The organism is Desulfitobacterium sp. (assembly GCF_034927245.1).
Lineage (GTDB): Bacteria > Bacillota > Desulfitobacteriia > Desulfitobacteriales > Desulfitobacteriaceae > Desulfitobacterium_A.
This window is the reverse complement of sequence record NZ_JAYFQK010000012.1, coordinates 1-24,403: the sequence shown is the minus strand read 5'-3', so window position 1 is coordinate 24,403 and position 24,403 is coordinate 1. Positions and strand designations below refer to the sequence as shown.

Below are 24,403 nucleotides of genomic sequence, written 5' to 3'. Positions count from 1 at the left end.
TAGGAGGATATTTTTTATGGCTTTTGAATTATCCTTGTTTGGTGGCGCCTTGGTAGAAAAGCAAGCAGTCAATGAAGTAATGAAATGCAATGACCTGACTATGAAATTTGGTCTTGTTCTGACAGAAGTACAGGCTCTCGCATTAGTTGAAACCCGCTCCTTTGCGCTAAAGGAAAATGGCCGTATTGAATTTGGTGGCGGCGTGATTGACAAGATCATAAACAAATTTTGCGACTCACCCTATCTTTCAATGCATAACTACGAAGAAACCTTGCATGAGCTTTTAGAAACATTTTATTATTACAAGAACGAAACTCTTGATCTGATGAGCGATGATGATTTGATCCACTATATGAAAAATGCTTTTGATGGCATCTGCCAAGGTTCACTTGAGCTGCTAGCGGGGCGGGAACTATATAAGCTTGCCCGAAATCTGCGATATGGTTATGCTCCGGATTATTCAGATGATACTATCGAATTGGATGAGGACGAGGAGGATGAATATGGGGGATGTTGAGAAGATCAGCAGAATCAAAGGGGAAACATTAAGCAGTGAACACTATTTCCAATCTTTGCTTGAGCAGGCATATATGGCGAAGATGTTGTCAGATATACAGCTTGAAAAAATACAGTTTGACTGCCTCTCACTTTTGGCAAAGCAAACAGAGAGGTATAACAGCGGGGATAGCAGTTCGATCCGAGTAGAAGAAGCACAAAATCTTCTGGCCTCCATTATGTTCACTATCGGTGTATGGTTAAAGGCCTATCCTAACCCCGATGAAGCAGTGGCAGCTGTGCAAAAAGACGGTATATACGCTCTTTATCAAAACGGACGTGAGCGTATCGACCAATTGCTAAAGTCAACAAAAATGCTTCACTCTTCAATAATCGGTAATTTAGTGCAAACCAAAAATGTGTTTTATCGCTCTACAATTGTGGACGGCATAAAAGGTTTTTTCAAGCGATATTACCCCGAATTTGCTGCACAGGAAATTCATATTACTGCAGATTATCCTGTTCATCATCAGATGGAAAGTTTGCTTGGGATTGAGTTTATTCAGAAATATTTAGAGTGCATCAATTACGAAAATCTATTTTGTGCTCAATTCTCTGCGGAGGATGTGCATCATCTGCTTTGTGGATATGATGAACATTATGAACAGTTGCTCTTTAACATTTATGAGCCGGTATTATCTGCGGCGATCGGGTGCATCCTTTCCGGCGGGGATGTTCATAGACTGGAGATGGCACCTTCCTCCATCAAAATTTTGGACGATTTGTTTCGTGGAAAAACAAGAACCGAAATCGTGGAAATTCTCATTGAAACTGTAGGCCAACTGATCACGCTGTTGGAGCTGACTGAGCCCTTAAAACGGTATATAAGCGACAGCCTGCCTAAGATTGCGGAGTTAATAGAAAACGCGGTCCGGCTGCAAACATTGGATCGGGTGTTCATCCTCCCCAAATATCCTGAAAACAACACGAAGCTCATCTTTTCCTTTGGAGAGAAGATGGACGATGAAAAATATCGTAAGATCTTAGAAGAAATTATGCAATGCCGCTATCTGGCAGATAAGAAAGCCCTGATCAAAAGTGAAATACACTCCCTTGCCGATTTAGAGGATATTTTACTGGATGCAGAACTCAACGAAGAAGAAACGCTCAGCATTCTTAGCGAGTTAAACCCAGCTGAGATTGCAGCGCTGGTCAAAAAATATCCTATGCCTTCTGCATTAGATCGATATGGGCTAAGGGAAAGCCAAATTGCACTATGCGAGTGCCTGCAAAAGTTCCTAGCTGCGCTTCCGGTGGAGCAGCAAGATTTGATGAAACAGGCAGTAGTTATGCTGGATAGTATAGAGGAATAGCATGAATATTTAAGTGTTTTTGAAAAAGTGGTTTTATTCATCTACCATCATATTAGAATAGATTTTTTTTGCTTTATTTCCCCATACCGCATAGACAATACCCATAAGCAAAGACAGTACGACAGGAGCAGCACGAAGGAGTACAAATGGAAGTTCAAAGAAAAATGCCAACCAGAATAGTTTGCCTGTCATTTTCCAAAGTCCCTGTGTTAAGAATCCTATGTTTGCCAAATTAAAGTCGTAGATCATAAGCAGTACAATTAAATAGGAAATTGCAAAAGAAAAATTGGCATAGCATATTTTATTAAGATGCATATACCGCAAAGCAGCGGAGTCCTTTGTCGAGAAAATATTACCGTCTGAGTTACCGTCTTTCGGTAAAAAGTATTGATTTAAACTATTTTTCGTGCCGTAAACGTGACGCCAGCCTGCATCTTCAAAAAGGGCCTTATAATCCTCAAAGTCAGCTTGTGTTTTAAATTTTCGGCAATCCACATGGTAGTGCAACTCCTCAGGTATATTCTCTGCAAAATGATAAAATCCAAAAGCGGAATGCTTTTTGAGAAAATACCCATTTCTGGCCATTTCATTGAGATAAGTTTCCTCCTCATTAAAATCGGCAAATACCTTAAACTTCCTCATTTACTGTGTACCTCCTCAGATTCTATTTGCTGATAAACTTCTACTAAACTTTTCAAGCGTTCTACTTCCAGAGCCAAAACCTCATGTCCTAAAGGTGAGAGTCGGTACATTTTTCTTCTTGAATCTTCTGAGGGCACGGAAATAATCAACTTTTGTTTCATTAAATTTTCAATCGCTCCGTACATTGTTCCTGCCGCGACTCTTACACGGCCATTGCTTAATTCCTCAACTTTCTGCATTACGACATAGCCGTGGCCGGCTTTTCTTAATGCCAACATAATATAGAATGTTGTTTCAGTTAGCGGTAAATATTTTGATACATTCATCTTCACACCTCATTTATATAGTTAATCTATACAGTTTAACTATATAATAGATTATATACAGTCTGACTGTATATGTCAACAGCAAAATAGCAGAGAAATTAGTTACGGGAGTATATAATAATGATGACGAATAGGCACTTTATCTTATGTGTGCAACTTATATCAGGTAATTGTCTATGAGAATTGATATACTGGTGAAAGGAGTGAAGCAAATGTCCATTCAAACGATAGAAACAATGGCAAAGTGGGTAGAAAATAACATAATGGGAAACCCAAGCCTGCGTGATATGTCATCATATGTTGGTTATTCACCGTATTACTGCTCTGCAAAGTTTCGGGAGCACATGGGTATGACCTATAAACAATTCCTTGCCCAATGTAAATTAAATGCTGCCGCTCATGATCTTTGCCTAACCAATGACAGAATAACCGATATTGCTTTACGATATGGGTACTCGTCATCTGAAGCGTTTGCAAGAGCCTTTTCACAAGCGTTTCAATACTCGCCACGCCAATATCGGAAAACTTCCGGTGTCTCCTTGGCGCACCTTAATCTATAGGGCGTATTGCTCCCTCCAAATTTATCCGATTATAACTGAGAGGAGATAAAATGTCTGACAAGTTTGGAAGAAATGATCCCTGCTGGTGTGGCAGCGGTCGAAAATATAAGAAATGTCATGGCCCTATTGAGGAGCGAATTGAAATCTACCGCTTAAAGGGATATGAAGTGCCTCATCGAAAATTGCTTAAAACACAACAACAGATTGAAGGTATTCAGGAAAGCGGCAAACGAAACATCGCTTTACTGGATTTCATTGCAAATTATGCGGTTGATGGAATCACCACGGAAGAGCTTGATCGGCTTATCTTCGAAAAAACAAAGGCACTGGGGGGCGTTCCGGCAACACTCAATTTTGACGGATACCCTAAGAGCGTGTGCATCTCTATCAATGATGTTGTATGTCATGGTATCCCCTCTGAGCGTGTATTCCTGCGAACCGGCGATATTGTGAATATTGACGTGTCTACAATTTACAACGGATTTTTTTCGGATTCCTCACGCATGTTTTGTATCGGCGCTGTTTCCGCTGAGAAACAAAAACTGGTTGATGTTGCAAAGGAGTGTGTGGAGCTGGGCATTGAACAGGTAAAACCGTGGGGATTTCTTGGAGATGTTGGGCAAGCTGTTCATGACCATGCAAAGGAAAATGGATATTCAGTTGTTCGAGAAATCGGGGGCCACGGTATTGGTCTGCAATTACACGAAGATCCCTGGGTCGGTTATGTGACAAAGCAAGGAACAGGAATGCTCTTAGTCCCAGGACTTGTTTTTACTGTAGAGCCTATGATAAATATGGGGAAATCCAAAATAGTAACCGATAAATGCGATAATTGGACTATTCGCACAGCTGATGGGAAACCTTCTGCACAATGGGAAAAACAGGTGTTAGTAACCGAAACGGGTTATGAGGTTTTGGCGTATTGATGAACATAATACGAAGTTTGACAAATTTCAATTTATTTAATTGAATTAAAGGTAATCATAAGATTCAAACCTTCGGGTTCCATGGTCAACTGTTTATTACCAAAACACTCGAAAAGTGATATACTATAAGTAACATCATTTTTCAACTGACTCCGAAATTAGTATAATTAATTTCGGAATTTAGAGCGGGAAACTCAATCAGTTAGGAGTTGCCTGCTTTTTTGTATTTGCCTAGAGAAAAGGAGATAGAATGAATAAAGTTAATTTGCAAAAACTAGAAGACCAAGCTGTCAATCTTGCCTTGCGTAACACTTGGGGGGAAGACGCGTATGCAGTTAATACGGCTATCCTGGAGATCGATCATAATGATTGCGCCGCATATACAAGGCTGGCGAAATATTATAAGGTTAATGATAACCTTACAGAAGCCGTAAATATGTACTTAAGGGCCTTAGATATTGATCCCCAAAACCGGGTGGCTACTAACAATCTAATAAAAATTAAAAAGGAAAAAGAGGAAAGTGAAGCTGTCGAAAAGATAAACACAACTAAAGAGTTATTGAAGGAAGCACAGAAATCTATGCGAAAACGCAAGTACAGGCTGGCTTCCAAACTATACTCAAAAGCTTTCAGTATTGAGCCAACGTTAAAACACGCAACTGATCTGTCTGGTGCTTACAAGGAAATGGGTAAATATGATAACATCGAAAAATTGTACAGACGGCTCATTAAAGATAACCCTATTCAGACCGATCAAAAAGTAATAGAAAAGGAATTTAAGTCGTTGCGACGGAATGAGAAAGAGCGGATTAAATAAGGAGGATTCGGAACATGGATGGTCAAATAAGAAGTAATATTCATGCCGGAATTACGGTAGATATTGTTTTAAAAGAAGACCAAAGAACAGGAAAAAGGACGCGCGGTATTGTCAAAGATATCTTAACAAACTCCCAGAAACATCCAAGGGGAATTAAAGTAAGACTTCAAGACGGGCAAATTGGAAGAGTTCAAGAAATTATAAAGATAGTTTGAAATTATTAGGGCATCTGCTGGATGAAAGCAGATGCTTTTTAATATGGGTGGATATTATGGGTAATATAATAAGTGCTTACTCTAAATATGTGGTCCCAATAATCCCAGCAGGCTTAGGAGGGTTAATATGGATTCATGCTTTGAACCAGCGATTTGGCCGGAAGACAAATTGCCAAAAGAAGCCGTCGGTTATAAGGAATGTGAAATATGCACAGAGAAATCGCGCGTCATTTGGGGGGAAGGAAATCCCAATGCGCCTGTTGTTATAATTTTAGATAATCCCGGCGCCCGCGAAGACAAAGAAGGTACTGAATATGTCTGCGGAACGAGGCAAACGCTGCAGACCGCTTTAAATCGAGCCAATTTGGCACCAGATGATATCTATTTAACGTATCTTTTAAAATGCAGGCCCCTTGGCCGATATAACAAAGAAGAAGTCAGAGCTTTCAGCAAACCCTTTCTTATTCAACAAATAAAAGCGATACAACCGAAATTCATCGTTTGTCTGGGAGATACAGTTGTTCAGGCGATGTTTGATGATAAGGAAGCCCATGTCAAGAATCTAAGAGGGTTATGGCATGTTATACTGGGATATCCTTGCATTGTCTCTTATCATCCGCTAGCTGTAAGGAGACGGCCTAATCTAACACGTTTGTTTATGGAGGATTGGGACATGCTGGCGCAACGGTTATTTAGTGTTGACAGCTAAAACATTCCTAATTAAATTAATAAAAGAGCCCAGTGGGGTTCTTTTTTTTATTAATCTGGAGACTCAATTCGATATCATTTTGTACAGTCCCCCCCTTTCAATAATAGTTTATTGGCGCGATTCATATCTTGATAGGGGTCTACCCAATCTCAGTGCTGTCACAAAGGAACTAAAAACAAATACCCCATCCAAAGATCTTATACAAAAGGCCTGTGGCGCAGCAGCGGCAGAGCTTACGCTTGGCTACCGTGTTTAAGATGTGCAGCTCCTGGCCGCCGTTGCCTTATGCCGGGGAACGATCATAGAAATGAATACCGGGCGAGGGCAAAACGCTTACAGCCACCCTGTCAGCATATTATCACGTGCTTCAGTAGGGTTACGTGCATATCGCAGGATTTATGTATGATCAATGCTCTGCCATCGGTCAGCCTTACTAATCCTTCGCTCGTTATTATCCTGAGAGCTTAAGAATAAGGAGGGGAAAAAAACATGCATCTTTATTGGGGATGGTTAATCGTTATATATCTCTTTTTAGGTGGGTTAGGCGCCGGAGCATACCTCACTTCCTATGCTGCGGAGAGAGGCTGGTTAGGGGATTCGCCTGCTTTGCAACGTGCAGGATATTTTATGGCTGCTCCCATCGTAGCCCTTGGTACCTTGCTTCTGGTATTTGATTTGGGTCAAGGATTAAGGAAACCATGGCTGCTCGTTGGTCTTTTGAGAAACCCTTCCTCAGTCATGACCTGGGGTGTGTATATTCTTTTTCTCTTCATCTGCGTAGGGTTATTCGTTGCTTACTTTGTCTGGAAGAAAAAAGAGATTCCCGCTGCTTTAGAACATGCCGGAGCGCTTCTGGCCCTCGCAACATGTGCTTACACAGGTATGCTTGTTGCAGTTGTTAAAGCTATTCCGTTTTGGAATACTTATGCTATGCCGCTATTATTCGTTGTTTCTGCTCTTTCTACAGGTCTGTCCATTACTGCTTTAATCGGCAATATCATTGATAAAGGGATGCATGCCAATGAATACAAGGTTTCGAAACTACACATCTATCTTGTTAGCATTGAAATCATCCTCATAGCCTTTATCTTTGGTTTGGCTATGGCAGGCGGCGGGGTGAAAGCTGATTCTGCTCTAAAAGCAATCTCCGGTGAATTGGCTCTTGGGTTCTGGCTTTTCCTAGTTGTGCTGGGACTGATCGTGCCCCTTCTTATCTCAGCTCTTACTGTTAAAAAGCTTGGCAGCTCTGCTCATACCGGCCATACTCTTCATGCGGCAGCCGGAAGCGGAACAGCCCTAGTACAGGGACAAGGATCGGCCAATGTTCTCCTTCTCAGTGACGCTTTGATTTTGCTGGGCGGTTTTGTTCTTCGCTATGTGATTATTTTTGCGGCACTGCCCATTTGGAATGGAATCTTAACGTATATAGGTTGAATTTATATATTTAACGGTTTTTTACCTTTTCAAAGTTCTGTACAAATTGCATAATTATACTGACAAACCCCTGCTTCAAAAAGGAGCAGGGGTTTGTTAGCCGTAATGCAGCGAGGCGGTAGATTCTGAAAATGACGAAATTATCGAACGTAGTTTAAAAAAGGCATTATAATAAGGAATGGAGGTTGGGAATATGAAGATAGATCATGAATGTTGCTGTGGGTGCAATACACAAAAATAGAACTGACTAAGGATAATTGCCCGGTCTGCAATAATGAAGGGGTTTCCGTTAACAGGGTAACCGTTGAACACTTAGTAACAGATAATTACCGCAATGCCGTTGAGGGAGACCAATATAAGATTTGCATGAATGAGGACTGCACAGTTGTTTACTATAATGTAGATAATGGAACAAGATTTTCAAAAGACCAAGTTAGAGTTCCTATCTGGTTTAAGAAAGATGCAAATCCCAAGTATGCTTGTTATTGCAGCAAAGTTACAGAAGATAAGGTAATCGAAGCAGTAGTAAAGCATGGTGCAAAAACAGTACAAGAAGTAAACACCATAACCGGGGCAATGAAAAATTCTAATTGCAAAGAAAACAATCCACTGGGAGTATGTTGCCATAAGATTATTCAGGAAGCTATCGAAAAGGGTTTAAAAATGAAATGATTCTTTATCAATTGTAATAAAATGCTGGAAACTAAATGATTTATGATGAATTATCTGGGGTTAATTGAGGGGCTTTGTAAAACCGTGGCGACTTGTCACGGTTACTGTTTTTTCTGTATGGCTTATAGAACATGTGCCTGGTATCATGTATTTATGGGAAAAGGTGGTAGTATGGAAAAAAGTCGGTTTTTTTTAAAGCTGCCCCTCATTGCTGGATAAAAGATCAGCCGTTCTGCTTTTCTGCTCTTCATCAGAAGATAGTGTAACGAATTCTCCCTTTTATGGATATATGTTTAGGAGGTGAACGGATGCAGGACATGGAGAGGCTGTATCAGGAATATGCGCGGCAGGTTTATAAATACATATTCAGTCTTTGCCATAACGAACAAACCGCCGAAGAACTGGTCCAGGAGACTTTTTACCGAGCCTTTAAGTCCCTGAACCGCTATGATGGGACCTGCAAAATCTACGTTTGGCTTTGTCAGATTGCCAAACATCTCTGGTACCAGACTCTTGCCACCAACAGTAAGGCTCAGTTCACGGAGCTTTCCCCGGAGATCCCGGCACCAGGGCATTCGCCGGAGGAACAGCTAATCCTGCGGGACGAGAAGATGACCTTATTCAAAGAATTGCACCTGCTTCCGGAGTCGATGCGGGAAGTAATGTATCTCAGGCTGACGGGGGAATTCAGCTTCCGTGAGATAGGGGAGATTTTGGGCAAAGATGAAACCTGGGCCCGGGTCACTTTTTACAGGGGAAAACAAAAAATCATGAAAGGAAGAATGTGATGAAATGCGATGTTATCCGGGACTTGCTGCCCGCGTATATTGATGGCCTGACCAGCGCAACCAGTAACGAAGAAATCGAAAGACACCTGGCGGGTTGCAGGGAATGCCAAACCTTTCACCGCGAGATGACGGGTGAGATCGAGGAAGAGGTTCCCGTTGCCGTAGATAAGGAGGTTGACTACCTAAAAAAAGTGCGGATGAGTTATACCCGCAGAGCTGTCTTCGTCGCAGGAGGCGTGGCGGTATGCCTGCTTGTTCTCATTGGTCTGTTTGCCGTGGGCTTTTCCGTCTCTTCCCAGGACATGGATATGACCTATGAAGTTAGGGATAACCACTTGGAAATTCATTTTCAGCTGAAAAATGGGCATGACTTGATTGGCTCCTACAAACCGGAGATAATCTATGATGAAAATCATAAGGTTATCGGTATTGGAGAACGTTACCGACCTAAATGGGTATTCAATAATCCCTTTGACGATGTCGGTTCCACTTTTACTTTGGGGAGCGAGCTGCCGGGGCCGGACGCCCAGGACGGATTTACCAATACCATAACGATTGAATTTGCCGATAAAACCGTTCAATTTATCAATGGCAGGCTAGTGGGATCACCGTTATAACCATGATAAAAAAGCCGTACACGCCTGTATTCCTGTGCGGAAGGCTTGACTACGGCTTTCTTTATGGATACTTCTTGAATAGATATCCCCCATATAGAAATAGGTTACGCTGATATTCTGGAAATGTATTCTGACGTTTCGTTACATGCTAGTGACGCCAAAATGGAAGCGCGAATAGAAGAAATGGTTTGATATTATTGTAACGTTGCATTACAATAATATCAAACTACTATTTTTTGGAGGTTTCCCTATGGAGATTAAAGAAAAACTATTTCGTGAGGACAATCTATTTACGCGTGAAGATGTTTTAAAGTCATTAGAGTTATTTATTGAACGTAAAAAATTAAATAAAAAGTCAGGATATTCAAATGAACTTGTAAAAAACAGAGTAAAACTTTGCGAAAAATTCATTTTAGCAGTAGAGAAATGCAAACTTCCAGCTTTGACGGAGCTTTGGTGGTTCTATGAATATCAGTTTTTAGGAAATAGCATGGAGTTGAATCTATGTCAGGCTGATGAGATTGAAGTTGAAAATGGTGTAATTAGCGGCATGACCTCAACCGTGGAACACACTTTGATTACGGTTGAATGCGATTACCTTACAGTCGAGCAATATGCCGCTATGCACAATGTAAAACCTGTTACCATAAGGCAATGGATAAGACGTGGAAAATTAAGACATGCAAAAAAGAATGGACGTGATTGGTTGATACCTGACATTGAAGATAAGCCCAGACGTGGCTTTACTAGTGTTCAGTATATTGTGGAAAATAATGTACATATTGAAAGTGATGAATTTCCGTTGTTAGCAATATGCGAATCAATTTCTATTTTCCAAGATGAAGATAACAAAAATAAATTCATTTGTTACCTTAATAATTATAAAACTAAATTCGACAACAAGCTTGAACTGACAAGAAGTGAAGTTGAGCGGCTGGAACATACAATTATTGAATCAGGGAAAGCGAGAGTTGTAGAAAATATACAATACGTCCCTCATATTCTTAGAGATATGGAGGACTGAGTAATCAGTTTAAAGGGTGAGCCATGAAGTTTGAAGAGTTGCTTGAAAAATATCAGGCATTGCTTATCGAAAACGACAACTTAAAAGAAGAGATTCGAAGGCTAAAAGCGAAGTGTGATCCTAAAGAGACGCCATCCGACGTCCAAGAATACCAGGTTGCTTTTGATTTTGGTTCTTTTGACGTCCCCGAAGTTGGAATGTTTGAGTCGGAAGCGCCAGATGACCTATTAGCAAGCGGTAACGTGATATCTCCAAGTATTAATAACTTTTCAGCTCCCATAGAAAAAATTAAGTTATATATGTCCCTCTTTAAAGGTCGGGATGACGCCTACGCCAGGAGATGGGAAAATGCGCAAAAGGGAACGTCTGGGTATTCCCCGGTTTGCTTAAACGAATGGAAACACGGACTATGTAGGAAACCACAGCAGCGGTGTACGAATTGTCCGAATAAGCGATATGCTGTATTGGATGAGCAAGTGATTGATGCCCATTTGCGCGGAAAAAACAATTTGGTGGCCGGCATTTATCCTTTATGTTCCGATGAGAACTGTTATTTTCTGGCTATCGATTTCGACGGCGAAGAATGGTCAAAGGATATTGCAGTCATAAGGGAAGTGTGCTCAGAATTTCATATTCCGATCGCCATTGAACGTTCCCGTTCCGGTCGGGGGGCCCATGCTTGGTTTTTCTTTCAAAATCCGCTCTCGGCGGCTTTAGCCAGAAAATTTGGCAGCGCGTTGCTTACCTGTGCCATGAACAAAAGGCATGACCTGAAATTTCAGTCGTATGACCGGCTTTTCCCTAATCAAGATACACTGCCCAAAGGTGGGCTGGGAAACCTGATTGCTTTGCCCTTGCAAAAAGCGGCCAGGAAAAATCACAATAGTGAATTTATCAATGAACATGGTAAGGCATTTGATGATCAATGGGCATTTCTGTCTTCCATCCGGAAGCTCGCGGAAGAGGAACTGGAAATGCTCACGGCAAGCTTAAGCCATGGTAACGAATTGGGAGAATTAAAAAGGACGACTGATGAGGCGCAGGAAGGACAAAAGCCGTGGGAAACGAAAAAGGTCAAATTGCGGCCAAGCGATTTTCCTGAAAGTTTGGAGATTGTCAAAGCCAATATGCTTTTTATCCCCAAAAAAGGAATTTCCCAACGGGCATTGAATCAATTGAAACGTCTGGCGGCTTTCCCAAATCCGGAGTTCTATAAAGCCCAGGCCATGCGCTTACCCGTCGCTAAAATACCCAGGATTATTTCCTGTTCCGAGGAAACAGCGGAATATCTCTGCCTGCCCAGGGGATGCGAAGCCGACCTCAGAGAGGTGGGAAAAGAACTGGATATCGCTGTTTATTTTCGAGATGAGACAAACCGGGGGAAAGACATCAAGGTTGCGTTTAAGGGTACTTTAAGGGATGAACAGCCCCTAGCCTTGGAAAAGTTGCTGCAATATGAAAACGGAATACTCTCAGGAACAACAGCCTTCGGCAAAACAGTGGTAGCCATCAAGCTAATCGCTGAAAGAAAAGTGAATACCCTGATTCTTGTCAATCGAGTCGGCTTGGTCGCTCAATGGAAAAAGCGGTTAACGGAATTTCTGGAGATCAATGAAACCTTACCTGATACCAATGAAGGGAAAAAGGGGACACGGAAAAAGAACAATAGCCTGGTCGGTCAATTAGGAGCGGGAAAGGACAATCTCAGCGGAATTATTGATATAGCGGTCATGCAATCGTTGTACAGAATGGGTGAGGTCAAGGACTGTGTCAAAAATTACGGTATGGTGATTGTTGATGAGTGCCATCATGCTTCTGCTTTCAGCTTCGAAACCATACTGAAAAATGTCAACGCTCGATATGTTTATGGTTTGACGGCAACCCCTACCCGAAAGGACGGTCACCATCCAATAATAACCATGCAATGCGGTCCTATCCGCTACAGGGATGATGCCAAAAAACAGGCGGGAAAAAGGCCTTTTGACCATTACATGCTGCCCCGATTTACCTCTCTTCGGGTTCCTCTGGATAAAGAGGAAAAGGACGTGTCGATTCAGGAGCTGTATTCCGAAATTGCGGAAAACGAAATGCGGAACCAGCAAATCATTAATGACGTAGTTAATAGTCATGAGAGAGGGAGAAACTGCATTGTTTTAACCGAAAGAACGGCGCATGTGGAATTGCTGGCCCAAAAGCTAAGTGAGAAAATTCCTGAGGTAGTACGTTTAAGAGGCGGTATGGGAGCCAAAGAGACCCGGGAAATGATGGATCGAATTGCGGAAACACCTAGTGATGAACCACTGACTTTAGTGGCTACGGGAAAATATATCGGCGAGGGGTTTGACGAGCCTCGTCTGGACACATTATTTTTAGCTATGCCGATATCTTGGAAAGGAACTTTACAGCAATATGCAGGCAGACTTCATCGTCTGTTTGCTAATAAAAGTGAAGTCCAAATCTATGATTATGTGGATATCCATGTCAGGATGTTGGAAAAGATGTATCAAAAGCGGCTTAACGGCTATGCCGCCATCGGTTATAAAGTAAAAGGGGAAAGCATGGCAGAAGAGCCAGCTAACATTATTTTTGATAAGAGCAATTTTTTGCCCGTTTATACCAACGATATTATCAATGCTAAGAGGGAAATCCTGATTGTAAGCCCGTTTGTTACCAAAAGACGCTGTTTGCAGATGTTGCCAAACCTAAAGGCAGCGATAGGCAATAAAGTGAAGGCCGTTGTGGTAACCAGACCGGCAGAAGATTTTAAGAATAGGGATACGGTTGTTTTGCAGAATACCTTGGATATGTTGAAAGAGGCTGGCATCAGGATCGTATTAAAATCGAAAATACACCAGAAGTTTGCCGTTATCGATCAAAGAATCGTTTGGTATGGAAGTATAAATCTACTGGGTTTCGGTAGCGTGGATGAGAACGTTATGAGGTTGGAAAGTCCCAATATTGCCAATGAACTGGTTAAAAGCATTGAGGGGTAAGGTTAAAAAGTGATTGTTACCATAGAACATACTGCCGTCAAGGAGCTAGCAGATTGATGCAGCATTATTCTTGTCTCCTCAAGGAACGTTGAAGTCGTCACGAAACTTGTCAGAATCGAAAAATCGAAGAGGGGTGAAAAACTGATTGTAGATAACTATCGATGCCTTGTCGATTTCTCCATCCATTTTCAACGGTTGACGGCGGGAGCTCGACAATTCTTTTCGGTGAAAACGGCACAGGAAAATCCACTATGCTAAAAGTAATTACTTAAAAAATCATGTTATTAGTGCTGCCATGGGTAAGACAATATCGAATCAAGATAGCACTGAGACTATTGCTATATTTCAAGATAAATTAATGCCCCGAGTAAAATGGAAGAGAATAATTTAGTGGCCTTTTTCCAGCAAAGGGCTGATTTTTCAATAGTTAATTCCATCATTCCTATTATTTAGCAGGATAACTGCGAAATTTCGCGAATATCAATATAAAAAGCGATCATTAAAAACGCCTCAGCCATTGCGGTATGGTTCCGCTCAAATGGCGGGAAGCGATAAGTCCGAAGAAATGAATGGTAAGCCCCAAGCACTTGAAGTAATAGACAAAGAAATACTAAAGAGGTTGATGCCTTCAGTAATGATGAAAACATGCGGCAGTATATTACTTGAGCATTGGTAAGCACCGGCGGCAGTGCCGAAGACTATCGCCAGTCTCAATAACTGATTGATTCTCTCCAGATCGGATAGGTCCTGGCCGCGGAAGCCCCGATCAGCAAAAGCTTGCTAGGCAAGCGGGTCCTGAGCGCCTGGGGCATCGCACGGATTGGAGCCAGACTGGAAAGAAGGCTGGATGAAATTCTCACTGCCGGACGGTTTAAAAGACCAAATTAGGTACATTCTGACGAACCAGATCAGTCTCAAAGAAAATTTATTAAGGAAGTTTATAAGCTGTTTATGTTCGCCAGGGGGAGTGCTGTGGATTATATGGGATGGTATTAAGATGGGTGTGAAACGTAGGAATGTAACGGTTGATGATGGGGAAAAGATTGTCGTGAGAAAATAGTGTGTATGTCTATAATGCGAAGTTTAATATTGTTCATAGATACAATCAATGTGGAGAGAGCCTATTTGAAATATATAGGTATTACCGAACTACGTGTGGAAATTTCGTTAAAATGGAAGGTATTACGAACTTGGTTCGGGAATACCGTTATACGATATATTTGCTAGGCCTTTTGCGGAGGATTTATGAATGAATTTTCTATTACTGAACAACTATCGTATGCCTCAATAAGAATTGGGTGCTAATTTTTAATGCATGGATGAGGATTGGGAAAAATGAGCAATGCTAAACTAGTAGAAAAATTCAATAACCTCACCTTAGAGTCGGAAGACCACTGGGATTATCGTGGCACAAATAATAGTGAGCGCGATTATGTTCATGGATTTTGTACGTATCCTGCAATGATGGTTCCCAAAATGCAACGTGAAATGCTTCAAGTTTGTCTTGCAGAGATGTCAGTATTGCATCCTCAATTGTTGGATCCATTTGCCGGTTCTGGAACCATCCTTGTCGAAGGTATGCTACAAGGGCTAGATGTTGTTGGTATTGATATTAATCCTCTTGCAGTTTTGTTGTGTAAAGTTAAAACAACCATTATTAACGTGGAAATGCTTGAACAGCATGCTGCGCAACTTGTGACTAACATTGAACAAGCGAACAATATTCCCAATTACCAATTCAAAGGAATAGAAAAATGGTTTACGGCGCAAGCAATATCTGACCTAAGTGAAATAAGAGCCGCCATTATGCAAGATGATAACCTTAAAATTCGGCGGTTTTTCTGGGCAACATTTTGTGAAATTGTAAGAATGGTATCTAACTCTCGTGATTGCACTTATAAGCTACACATTAAGGATGCAAAGGATATAGAAGCATATGATAAAGATGCAATAGCGCTTTTCAAGGAAACGCTGAATTTTAACGTTTCTAAGCATAATGAGTTTTATAGTACTCTAAAGCAACGCGGGTATATTAAAAGAGACGGAGTTTCATATAAAGGCTCTGTAAAAGTCATACTTGGCGATTGCATTGCTTATCTACAACATACAAAGAAGAAGTTTGATCTCATCTTTACCTCTCCACCGTACGGCGATAACCACACAACTGTGTCGTATGGACAATATTCGGTCATTCCTCTGAGATGGATAAACAGTAATGATATTGATGAATCAATAGATGAAAAGCTTTTTGATACACTATGTGAAATCGACAATATTTCTTTTGGTGGAATGAGCTCAAGTAAGTATATTACCCAGAGCAAAAAGAATATTATTAAAAAGTCTGAAACACTAAAAGAGCAGATTAATATGATTACCAAGATTGCGCCAAACCAAGTAAATAAACTGATTTCGTTTTATAGTGACTTTGATAGTTTCTTAATTACTATATCGAAGAAGATGAAGCCTACCTCTGTATCAGTTTGGACACTTGGGAATCGCAAAGTAGCAAAGCAAGAAATTTACATGAATAAAATAATGATTGAATTAGGATTACGGTATAATCTCTCTCTTTTGACCAATTTTACAAGAAAGATACTTTATAAGCGAATGCCAAAGATTAATGCCTATATGGGCGACGAAAAAGCCATACAAGACACTATGACAAGGGAGCATATATTGATTTTTGTAAGGAGTGATACTGCCAATGAGTGAACAGTTGACGTTGTTTGATCGCGAGTCAGACTATCTTGAAACTGATATTAACGCTTATGATAAGGAATCAGCATCATTTCGTGTTCATGCCTCTCTTATCTATAAACTTGGCGAATCACTTATTGCTGACGAGGTTACTGCTCTTTCTGAGCTTATTAAGAATGCATACGATGCAGATGCCACGATTTGTATGTTGTCGATCGATTCTAATTATACAGAAACCATTGCAGAAACGGATTGTAAGGGATTAATTGAACTTTCAGATAATGGTTGCGGAATGGATTTATCTACGATCATAAACGGATGGCTCACGCTTTCAAATTCTCCAAAGAAAAAAATGAAGAAGGAAGAAAAGACGACCCCAAAATATCATCGTTATCCTCTGGGGGATAAAGGCTTAGGCCGTCTTTCGGTTCAAAAACTTGGCAGAAACATGCAGATGATTACGAAATCTACAACCTCAAAGATTGAGTACACTATTACTATTCCCTGGGGCGATTTTCTGAAGAATACTACGATAGATCAGATCCCTGTCACGATTAAAGAAACAGAAATAAATAATGAGAAATCGTATACAAGAATTATTATTAAAGATCTCATTGATAACGAGCGATGGGCAAGTCAAACGCAAATTAACATTTTGACGAACAGTATAAGCAAAATTGTATCGCCTTTTAGAAGCACAGAAAACACTTTTAAAGTTGTTGCAAAAGTCAACGGACAAGAAATTGAAACTATCGGTAAAATATTTGATGAACTTCTTGCCTCGGCGCGCGCAAAACATACAATACAATATTCCAGTGGAAAAGCAGAAATTATATCAGAATATAAAAGGTCATTTTTCTATAATAGAGACATTTTGCAAAGGATTACATCTGGTGAATTTACACTTAGCGAAACTTCAATCAATGATTTTTTACGGATAAATCAAAAAGATCTGTCAAATGTATTTTCAAAATGCGCCGGTGGGAATATACTTGCTTGTCAGGATGAATGCCTATTTGAAGATATTCAGCTTTCCCAAAAAGCATCAGGTGATTCTTTAAAAGCAAGTGACCCCGGTGAATTCGAATGTGAAATCTTTGAGTATTCATTAGATAAGAAATTTCTTAATTACCTTTATGAAAACATCAGCTATGATAGACTAATTGACCGTGATGAATATCGGGGTTTTATCGATCGTTTTCATGGAATTAAGGTTGTACGCGATGGTTTTGTTGTCCAGGGATTTGGTGAAGGAGACGGGGGCGACTGGCTTGGGCTATCTTCTTCGTCAAAGACTACTGGGGCCTACTTTGATTTGCGAAATGATAGCGTAATTGGATGCGTTTATCTTACCGGAAATCATAATGCCGCATTGAAAGAAACAACTAACAGAGAAGGATTTGTTGAGGATGAATATTATCATACATTTAAGAAAATCCTTGATGATTCTATTAGACGAATAAACCGAAATCGCAAAAAGCTTAATGAAGCAATGAAAACCTATGTTATAGAAGCCACAGCTCTTTCCAGCAATACTGGAGATAACATTTTAAGTTTTAATCCTAAAATAGTCAAAATACGGGAAGAAATGGCGAACACAACCCGGCTTATATCAGAGGGACAAAGTCACATCACTTCTGCATTAGATAATTATCGTGTTGCAAAAAAAGCAATTGATTCTTCACCATTTGTACCTTTGGAAGCCACTGAAAAACTAGATAATCTATATCAGAATATATCTAATTTCTCCAGTGATTATACACGTCTACTGCAAGAGAGAGACTTGCTTAATAAAAAACTCGATGCAATAAACTATGATTTTGAGAAGATTAATGAAAGACTTCAAGATTTATTTGAATTAGCTGGACTGGGAATTTCCGTGGAGCTATTTACTCATGAGTTTGATTCTTCAATCAGAAGCGTAAAGGCCAAGAACCAGCAAGTTATTGAATCGAAGGCAACGCAGTCAGTCGATGATCTTATTAAGCATATAAATTATGTTACGTATTCCTTAGATGCTTTAAGGAAACAGATGTCATATTTCAATCCCGGACTTAAGTTTGTAAGAGCCGAGAAACAGGTCTTTAACATCAACGACTTCTTAGAATCGCATAGATTGTTTTATAAGGAAAGATGCGGAAAAAAGAATATAGATTTTAGGGTAAACGTGCTGTCAGATTTTAAAGTGCGTATTAATCGTGGAATGCTAAACCAGGTGTTTGATAATTTATTCAGCAATTCTGAATACTGGCTTGACTTTTCAGCGCATAAAGGTCTAATTGAAGATAAAAAGTATACTATTGATGTTCCTGAGCGTGGCATTATTGTAGTATGGGATAATGGCGTCGGTGTAAGCAAAGATATTGAAACACGATTATTTGAACCATTTGAAAGCAAAAAAACGGATGGCCGTGGATTGGGTTTATATATAGCTGCCAGTAACCTTAAGTACAATTCTGCTAGGATTAGATTGCTAGGCGAGAGAAATCAGGAAGGAAACCTGTATAAGTTTGAGATTAATCTCTCACAGTTAATGCAGTAAAAAGCAGGCGGGGATTAAGAGATGATTAATACGCTGTTTAGTATGCATAATATTAAATATGTCATTAGTGTTGACGATTGTTATTCTGCGCCAAAATATGACGAATTAAAAGCAAGAGTATATAGTGAGATGTGCTGTTCTATTGATCCGTTTAGAGGATACCTTACTGAGGTTGGAAGATTGCCCCAAATAAAAGAAATTGATGAATTTGCAGAACTTGGTTCGGATACTTCTGCTCTTATTACCGAACTTTTAAATATTCTTTCTGAGAGCGAGTTGAAACAATGTTATTGTGAAGTTGAGAAAACAGATGAAATTTATTCAGTTGAGCAGAAGGCCATTCTTGCTTTTTTAGATGATATGAAGGCAGAAGGATGTATTGAGCAATACTTGACGCTATCGACATCAAGTGAAGCTGCTGGATTGGATTGTGAAAAGACAGGCATCACAGGCGGCTCTATATTGTGGTTGCTGGATAGGAATTTTGAAAGAGTTGGCGAGTCGACAAATGCTGGAATTGAACTTGCAAAGACCTTAATACAAAGTAATAATGAGTATGATAATTATGTTTATATTTTATCCGCTGGAAAAATAGACTCTGAGTTAAGTGAAGATGAAATAGAGGCCGAATTTGATCAGTTACTGTTAGGGTGTGACTTTAGAATATCATCATTTATTTATTATATTGATAAACAACGTCTCCTATCAAACCAAAAAGATAGAATTGCAAAAAGTCTGGCACAAGGATTTAAACGGAAAGCGAGTTATGAGCTAATTAGAGCTTATGAAAAATGCCTGAATGCAAGCATAGAATTAGCTACAGGAAAGATGTTTGGGATTAAGCAGAAAACCTTAAATTACCTATTTAATGAAAAAGTTGAGAGCAAAGGTGAATCAGGTATAGATTTTATGGCAAGACTTGTACAGATATTACAAACTGAAGAATATAACAAAGCTCTTGCTGTTGAGCATAGTGCTATTGCTGAAAAAATGAACTATTATGAAAAATTATGTAACGAAATTAAAGATTCCGTTGGAAATATAACAAAAATGACGCCGATCTTAGAAGAATTGCGCGATATAGAATTATATAATCGACATATTAATTCCCAGTATCTTGAACTGTCAACAGGAGATATTTTTCTTATCAATTCTTCGTATTACTTACTAGTATCACAAGCTTGTGATACATACTTACGTTTGAATGGGTGTCGAAAATTAATAAATGCAACTCTTCTGGAAATTGTGTCAGAAGGTAAATCTGAATTTAATTATTCTCTATCATGCTTTAAGGACCTAAAAAAACCAAAGGTTATGTATCAAAACCGGATTAGTATTCCGTTTGACGTTTTGGATTTATGCGTTACCAACGAAAGTGGACAAGCATGTATTGATATAACATATGTACAAAATATAGATGATATAAAATTAAAAAATCACTCTAAAAATTTTAACGAAAGATTAAAGGTAATCTGTGCACACTTAGAAGCGATAGATGAAAGCAAATCAACGATTGAGCGGCTTATCGGTAAAAATTTCGAGATTTCTGAAGAGGCTGCAACATCTGCATATGCTGTACTTCTTGGAGAAGATTCTTTCTTAAAAAATTACACAATTAACAGTAATAAGCTGTGTTATCCCGTACAACGAATATGCAGGTTAGATGAATTGACAACTATAGATATTGTTAAGGATTTTGGGATTGTTTTATCTCGAATAGGACATCCATTTGATTTTCTTAAATAGATTCCATTACTTTGATCAAACGTGTAGATTTCTCATTATACATATAAATATCGAAAATAGGATTATCAGGATCCCCTTAATTTGTGTTAATTTGATACAGTTTGAACAATCGGAGGAGTAAATTGACACCTCAAACCTACGCAACAAAATAAACAAAATCTGGGGAGTCATGTGGACAGAGGGTATTTGACGGTAATCGAACAGCAATGAGCAACTCACAGGGCTTCTGATCATTCTCAAACTCGAGAAAGTCTTTACCCGCCGCCGAAAAAGATTTAAAAGAACAACAATATATAATGGAGCGAAGAAAATGCAGATCCGATGCACCAAAAAACTATTAGACCAACTAAATGTAAAACAGGGAACTGAAATGCTAAGAAAGATAAGAAGACACGGATCCAACAATTGGCCACAAATCAAAGGAGGACAGCTCCTTCGGATATAAAAGCCATTTTTCGCCTAAAGACGAACGTTTAATTACTGGAATTGAGGTAACTACTGGGCGTGCGGCTGACACGAAAATACTGGAAACTTTAGTCGAGAAATCTTAAAAGAATGGTATAGAAGTCAAGGAGATTCTAGGAGATAATGCTTATTCCAGCAAAGACAACGTGTTAAATATCTATTCTTTCTTGGTCATTCATTGAATATCTATCTTTTAGCTATACAAGGTTTTTAAATATTTCTTGGCCTCTTGTAAATTCAAATGCTGCCGCTACAGTTGCGAGAATGGTAAGCACAATACCGATACAGAATAAAAACCAGTCCAGTACAATATTGGCACGCATCAACCAATATATACCGGCAAAGGCTGCAACAATTACGGCCATAGTCAGATTGGTCAGCAAGACGCTCGAACTGTTTTTTACCACCTGAGTATCGCTGTAAAAATTAAATCGATGATAATACAGGTTAAAAATCAGTCCTGTAAGTCCGCTCAGAACTGCAAAAAGAGCACAGATTGCAAAAAGGATAAGACAGTTTGTGATGCTCAGCTGCATGGTAAAAACAGCGACTACGCAGTTTACAATAAGCAACGGGATTGTCACAGCCAAATGGACGCACAGCTTCGCAAGCAATATCTTCCCTTCGCTGATCGGCAAGCTTTTGATGATCCAAAGGTTTTTCCCTTCAAGGGAAATGGATGGAGCCGTTGTATTCGTGATGACAAGCATAAAGCCGTAAATAAGCAAGACAAATAAAATTTTCATATTTGCAGGGAAATACGATGCCAACCTCTGTATTTTTGCCCCGCCTGTTCCGGAAAGAATCGTGAACAGTGTCATAAGGATCATTCCGATAGATGAATTCAAAATATACATAACCGATAAAAAGTATCTATAAAATTCTTTCTGCAATAAAGTCAAAAATGGGGATTGAATTCCGAAAGAAAGTTTTCTGGGCCGGGTTTTGTGTAACACTCTGGACCTGGACCACAATGATTTATAGCCAAACGATAAAACAATGCATAGAGCGATAAATGGCGCAATATTCCATAGCAGACCTATCAGCAGATCACTTATGTTTTCATTGGTAATCCCGTTTGTAAGATAACCGAGGGGCGGATAAAAGTTTTTGAATGTGTCAATCAAGTCGAAAAAATTAATGCTTGATGTTTTAAAACCCGATATAAGATTCTTTATCCCCAAAAAGGTGCCAAAAATGAGCCCGAATGTGATGATGGCATTGATCTGATTTTTGGCTCGCTTTCCGCTGGTGATGATATTTAAAAAATAGGCGAGTAAAATAAAAAGGCAGATAGGAATAAAGGGCAAACAAACAAAACCCAGTAGGGCATAAACGTAAAATAACGCATCAAGTTTTACGTTTATGTAGTAAACAGCCAGTATAGGCAGGTAAAAGACAAAGCCAATCAACCAGTTTTCCGCAACCAGCGCAAGCAACTTTGAAAAAAGGATCCGCATAGGAGTGATGGGATAAGAAAATAGCTGATCCAAATCTTGTGATTCAAAAAGTACAGTGTTGGCGCTGTAGATCCCCGTGATTAATGTAAGGAATGATACCATTAGAAGCCCCATAGCAACAAGCAGCCAACCAAGCTTGTATTGCGCGATCGAGCTGTAAAGGGAGTTGGCGATCCAACCCATATAGGCCATTATCAGAACGGAAACAAATAGAAGCATGTAAACTGAGGAATGGCTTTGCTTTTTCCCTTTTGCGAGCCTGTTAATATTTAACTGAACCATGGCCATAGAAATATTGACTTTTAGAAGTTCAAAGAATTTAATCATTTTCTGAAACACCTTCCGTCAATTCCAGGAAAACATCCTCAAGAGATTTCTTCCCCACGACATCTACAGTTTTCCGCATTCGACCAGTTTCCCGTTCTTTATGATGGCTATTTTGTTGCAAAGTTTTTGCGCAACCTCAAGGATATGTGTGGAAAAGAAGATGGAGCAGCCCTCTGCGGCAATTTCATGAAAGTATTTCTTTAAAGTATATGCTACCTTGGGGTCCAGGCAAACAAACGGCTCATCCAGAACCAGCAGTTTCGGTTCGTGAATAAGTGCCGCAATAAGTGCAATCTTTTGTTTCATGCCATGTGAGTAGGAAGAAATCGATGAGGACAAATCCTGTTCGATTTCGAATGCCCTGCTGTATTTTTCAATCTGCTCTTTACGCTGTTCCAAAGAGAGATCATACATATTTGCTACGAAATTTAGATAGCGGTTGCCGGACATAAACTCATACAGATCCGGACTATCAGGTATGTAGGCCATGGCTTTTTTACACTCGATCGGATGTGTTTTTATTGATAATCCGTTAATTAATATATCGCCTTCATCAAAAGAGTGGATTCCGACAGTTGCCTTGATCGTTGTGGTTTTGCCGGCTCCATGGTGCCCTATAAATCCAAAAAGATCGCCGTCCCCAACGGTCAGCGACAGGTTGTCTACAGCCTTTACATTACCGGGATAAATTTTGGTCAGGTTTTTGATTTCAAGCATACTTTCCTCCCTTTCTTTCCACCACTGCGGGCTATTACCCGCAACGGCCACTTGTTTTAACCTGTACGCTTCTTATGACTTGCAAAAAGTTTCATTATAAACCATATGCACCTAAATTTGCTCACTCGAAGGGAAGAAGGTTTAATGATTTTTAGGTAGAAATTACTAGAATAAATGATTATATATACCCTCATTACAAACGGTCGCGAAACATAAAGTGGCTTGTCAAAGGAATCAACGGGGATATTATAAAGGCTAATGGCGGCAAAAAGTAGATAGACGGGGGGACGCGTTTGTTAAGGGAAGGGATATTATATTATAAAGGAACCGACAGTAAACGAACATATACAAAATATATATGAAGACCATGAACTGGAACTAGAATCAATTATTCGGAATTTCCGGATAGTTCAAATCGAAGGTAAACGGCATCTTTGGCAAATAAATAATAAGGAGATATTATGGGATACTCAGAAGATAATATACTTCTCATTGCGTCATGTGGAATGAATTGCAGTATATGTGCTGCCTATCTTAGAGAAAAAAATAAATGCCCCGGCTGCAGAGGAAGCAATTTGAAAAAGCCTGTTACACGTATCAAATGCAAAATAAAGACCTGCGAAGTTTTTGACGGTAAAACAACAGCTTTTTGTTATCAATGCAATAAATATCCCTGTGATAATTTGAAACATTTAGATAAAAGGTACAGGACTAAATATAATTTAAGTTTCGCACCCAATAAAATGGCTTAGATTTGACCTTAAAAAGTAAAAATAATAGTTAAAATCCGCATGAACACTAGGTTTTTGGTATAATTAAGTGTCCAACCAAATCAACCAAAAACGAGGTGTTATCATG

General features: G+C 39.6%; 22 protein-coding genes and 1 pseudogene. 19 read left to right on the top strand and 4 right to left on the bottom strand.

What is annotated here, in order from left to right; all coding sequences use genetic code 11:
- The first annotated feature begins 16 nt into the window (after positions 1–16).
- Both VB077_RS03880 and VB077_RS03875 read left to right on the top strand, forming a co-directional pair.
- Entirely contained in the window at positions 17–517 is a 501-nt protein-coding gene (locus VB077_RS03880) for a DUF6323 family protein (RefSeq protein WP_323413904.1), read from the top strand.
- Positions 504–1,868: a DUF6179 domain-containing protein gene (locus VB077_RS03875; RefSeq protein ID WP_323413903.1), complete on the top strand. Its 1,365-nt coding sequence runs from the start codon at positions 504–506 to the stop codon at positions 1,866–1,868. The genes VB077_RS03880 and VB077_RS03875 overlap by 14 nt, the downstream gene beginning before the upstream one ends.
- Before the next feature lie 33 nt (positions 1,869–1,901).
- Here the strand turns inward: VB077_RS03875 and VB077_RS03870 are convergent, their stop codons facing one another.
- Positions 1,902–2,510 carry a DUF2812 domain-containing protein gene (locus VB077_RS03870; protein WP_323413902.1) on the bottom strand — a complete coding sequence of 203 codons (609 nt, stop codon included), beginning with the start codon at positions 2,508–2,510 and terminating at the stop codon, positions 1,902–1,904.
- Positions 2,507–2,836, bottom strand: coding sequence for a PadR family transcriptional regulator (locus VB077_RS03865; RefSeq protein ID WP_323413901.1), 330 nt, complete (start codon positions 2,834–2,836; stop codon positions 2,507–2,509). The genes VB077_RS03870 and VB077_RS03865 overlap by 4 nt, the downstream gene beginning before the upstream one ends.
- 212 nt (positions 2,837–3,048) lie before the next feature.
- On the opposite strand from VB077_RS03865, the gene VB077_RS03860 reads away from it, so the two are divergent.
- From VB077_RS03860 to VB077_RS03795, 16 genes are all read left to right on the top strand, one after another.
- A complete protein-coding gene (locus VB077_RS03860; protein WP_323413900.1) occupies positions 3,049–3,396 on the top strand; it encodes an AraC family transcriptional regulator in 348 nt (115 codons plus the stop codon).
- Between the two features lie 50 nt (positions 3,397–3,446).
- Entirely contained in the window at positions 3,447–4,322 is an 876-nt protein-coding gene (locus VB077_RS03855; protein WP_323413899.1) for a methionyl aminopeptidase, read from the top strand.
- A 250-nt stretch (positions 4,323–4,572) separates the two neighbouring features.
- Positions 4,573–5,139, top strand: coding sequence for a hypothetical protein (locus VB077_RS03850; protein ID WP_323413898.1), 567 nt, complete (start codon positions 4,573–4,575; stop codon positions 5,137–5,139).
- 14 nt (positions 5,140–5,153) lie between these two features.
- A complete protein-coding gene (locus tag VB077_RS03845) occupies positions 5,154–5,354 on the top strand; it encodes a YwbE family protein (RefSeq protein ID WP_323413897.1) in 201 nt (66 codons plus the stop codon).
- A gap of 127 nt (positions 5,355–5,481) precedes the next feature.
- Positions 5,482–6,063, top strand: a complete 582-nt coding sequence (locus tag VB077_RS03840) for a uracil-DNA glycosylase (RefSeq protein WP_323413896.1) — start codon at positions 5,482–5,484, stop codon at positions 6,061–6,063.
- Between the two features lie 489 nt (positions 6,064–6,552).
- Positions 6,553–7,497, top strand: a complete 945-nt coding sequence (nrfD, locus tag VB077_RS03835) for an NrfD/PsrC family molybdoenzyme membrane anchor subunit (protein ID WP_323413895.1) — start codon at positions 6,553–6,555, stop codon at positions 7,495–7,497.
- 210 nt (positions 7,498–7,707) lie between these two features.
- Positions 7,708–8,169, top strand: a complete 462-nt coding sequence (locus tag VB077_RS03830) for a Csac_0668 family 2Fe-2S cluster-binding (seleno)protein (RefSeq protein ID WP_416337025.1) — start codon at positions 7,708–7,710, stop codon at positions 8,167–8,169.
- 308 nt (positions 8,170–8,477) lie between these two features.
- Positions 8,478–8,957, top strand: a complete 480-nt coding sequence (locus tag VB077_RS03825; RefSeq protein ID WP_323413894.1) for a sigma-70 family RNA polymerase sigma factor — start codon at positions 8,478–8,480, stop codon at positions 8,955–8,957.
- Positions 8,957–9,574: a zf-HC2 domain-containing protein gene (locus tag VB077_RS03820; RefSeq protein WP_323413893.1), complete on the top strand. Its 618-nt coding sequence runs from the start codon at positions 8,957–8,959 to the stop codon at positions 9,572–9,574. Before VB077_RS03825 ends, VB077_RS03820 begins: the two co-directional genes overlap by 1 nt.
- 250 nt (positions 9,575–9,824) lie before the next feature.
- Complete coding sequence (locus tag VB077_RS03815) at positions 9,825–10,598, top strand: helix-turn-helix domain-containing protein (RefSeq protein WP_323413892.1); 774 nt, start codon at positions 9,825–9,827, stop codon at positions 10,596–10,598.
- A 23-nt stretch (positions 10,599–10,621) separates the two neighbouring features.
- Positions 10,622–13,591: a TOTE conflict system archaeo-eukaryotic primase domain-containing protein gene (locus tag VB077_RS03810; protein WP_323413891.1), complete on the top strand. Its 2,970-nt coding sequence runs from the start codon at positions 10,622–10,624 to the stop codon at positions 13,589–13,591.
- 161 nt (positions 13,592–13,752) lie between these two features.
- A complete protein-coding gene (locus VB077_RS16565; RefSeq protein WP_416337024.1) occupies positions 13,753–13,863 on the top strand; it encodes an ATP-binding cassette domain-containing protein in 111 nt (36 codons plus the stop codon).
- A 475-nt stretch (positions 13,864–14,338) separates the two neighbouring features.
- Positions 14,339–14,479, top strand: coding sequence for a DUF3320 domain-containing protein (locus VB077_RS16560; RefSeq protein WP_416337026.1), 141 nt, complete (start codon positions 14,339–14,341; stop codon positions 14,477–14,479).
- A 447-nt stretch (positions 14,480–14,926) separates the two neighbouring features.
- Positions 14,927–16,303 (top strand): hypothetical protein, encoded by a 1,377-nt coding sequence (locus VB077_RS03805; protein WP_323413890.1) that lies wholly within the window; start codon positions 14,927–14,929, stop codon positions 16,301–16,303.
- Entirely contained in the window at positions 16,296–18,830 is a 2,535-nt protein-coding gene (locus VB077_RS03800) for a sensor histidine kinase (protein WP_323413889.1), read from the top strand. The genes VB077_RS03805 and VB077_RS03800 overlap by 8 nt, the downstream gene beginning before the upstream one ends.
- A 21-nt stretch (positions 18,831–18,851) precedes the next feature.
- Entirely contained in the window at positions 18,852–20,576 is a 1,725-nt protein-coding gene (locus VB077_RS03795) for a hypothetical protein (RefSeq protein ID WP_323413888.1), read from the top strand.
- A gap of 662 nt (positions 20,577–21,238) precedes the next feature.
- On the opposite strand, the gene VB077_RS03790 is transcribed toward VB077_RS03795, so the two are convergent.
- Positions 21,239–22,828 carry a hypothetical protein gene (locus tag VB077_RS03790; RefSeq protein ID WP_323413887.1) on the bottom strand — a complete coding sequence of 530 codons (1,590 nt, stop codon included), beginning with the start codon at positions 22,826–22,828 and terminating at the stop codon, positions 21,239–21,241.
- A pseudogene (locus VB077_RS03785) lies at positions 22,821–23,545 on the bottom strand (ABC transporter ATP-binding protein). Before VB077_RS03785 ends, VB077_RS03790 begins: the two are co-directional and overlap by 8 nt.
- 461 nt (positions 23,546–24,006) lie before the next feature.
- Here VB077_RS03785 and VB077_RS16555 point away from each other — a divergent pair.
- Entirely contained in the window at positions 24,007–24,297 is a 291-nt protein-coding gene (locus VB077_RS16555; protein ID WP_416337023.1) for a DUF3795 domain-containing protein, read from the top strand.
- Positions 24,298–24,403 lie beyond the last annotated feature (106 nt).

Bases quoted from the DNA above. Each gene is read 5' to 3' on its own strand.
- VB077_RS03795 (WP_323413888.1), top strand. From the start codon at position 18,852: ATGATTAATACGCTGTTTAGTATGCATAATATTAAATATGTCATTAGT.
- VB077_RS03820 (WP_323413893.1), top strand. From the start codon at position 8,957: ATGAAATGCGATGTTATCCGGGACTTGCTGCCCGCGTATATTGATGGC.
- VB077_RS03865 (WP_323413901.1), bottom strand. From the start codon at position 2,836: ATGAATGTATCAAAATATTTACCGCTAACTGAAACAACATTCTATATT.
- VB077_RS03870 (WP_323413902.1), bottom strand. From the start codon at position 2,510: ATGAGGAAGTTTAAGGTATTTGCCGATTTTAATGAGGAGGAAACTTAT.
- VB077_RS16565 (WP_416337024.1), top strand. From the start codon at position 13,753: ATGCCTTGTCGATTTCTCCATCCATTTTCAACGGTTGACGGCGGGAGC.
- VB077_RS03790 (WP_323413887.1), bottom strand. From the start codon at position 22,828: ATGATTAAATTCTTTGAACTTCTAAAAGTCAATATTTCTATGGCCATG.
- VB077_RS03845 (WP_323413897.1), top strand. From the start codon at position 5,154: ATGGATGGTCAAATAAGAAGTAATATTCATGCCGGAATTACGGTAGAT.
- VB077_RS03875 (WP_323413903.1), top strand. From the start codon at position 504: ATGGGGGATGTTGAGAAGATCAGCAGAATCAAAGGGGAAACATTAAGC.
- nrfD (WP_323413895.1), top strand. From the start codon at position 6,553: ATGCATCTTTATTGGGGATGGTTAATCGTTATATATCTCTTTTTAGGT.
- VB077_RS03850 (WP_323413898.1), top strand. From the start codon at position 4,573: ATGAATAAAGTTAATTTGCAAAAACTAGAAGACCAAGCTGTCAATCTT.
- VB077_RS03860 (WP_323413900.1), top strand. From the start codon at position 3,049: ATGTCCATTCAAACGATAGAAACAATGGCAAAGTGGGTAGAAAATAAC.
- VB077_RS03825 (WP_323413894.1), top strand. From the start codon at position 8,478: ATGCAGGACATGGAGAGGCTGTATCAGGAATATGCGCGGCAGGTTTAT.
- VB077_RS03800 (WP_323413889.1), top strand. From the start codon at position 16,296: ATGAGTGAACAGTTGACGTTGTTTGATCGCGAGTCAGACTATCTTGAA.
- VB077_RS03830 (WP_416337025.1), top strand. From the start codon at position 7,708: ATGTTGCTGTGGGTGCAATACACAAAAATAGAACTGACTAAGGATAAT.
- VB077_RS03805 (WP_323413890.1), top strand. From the start codon at position 14,927: ATGAGCAATGCTAAACTAGTAGAAAAATTCAATAACCTCACCTTAGAG.
- VB077_RS03855 (WP_323413899.1), top strand. From the start codon at position 3,447: ATGTCTGACAAGTTTGGAAGAAATGATCCCTGCTGGTGTGGCAGCGGT.
- VB077_RS03880 (WP_323413904.1), top strand. From the start codon at position 17: ATGGCTTTTGAATTATCCTTGTTTGGTGGCGCCTTGGTAGAAAAGCAA.
- VB077_RS03840 (WP_323413896.1), top strand. From the start codon at position 5,482: ATGGATTCATGCTTTGAACCAGCGATTTGGCCGGAAGACAAATTGCCA.
- VB077_RS03815 (WP_323413892.1), top strand. From the start codon at position 9,825: ATGGAGATTAAAGAAAAACTATTTCGTGAGGACAATCTATTTACGCGT.
- VB077_RS16555 (WP_416337023.1), top strand. From the start codon at position 24,007: ATGGGATACTCAGAAGATAATATACTTCTCATTGCGTCATGTGGAATG.
- VB077_RS03810 (WP_323413891.1), top strand. From the start codon at position 10,622: ATGAAGTTTGAAGAGTTGCTTGAAAAATATCAGGCATTGCTTATCGAA.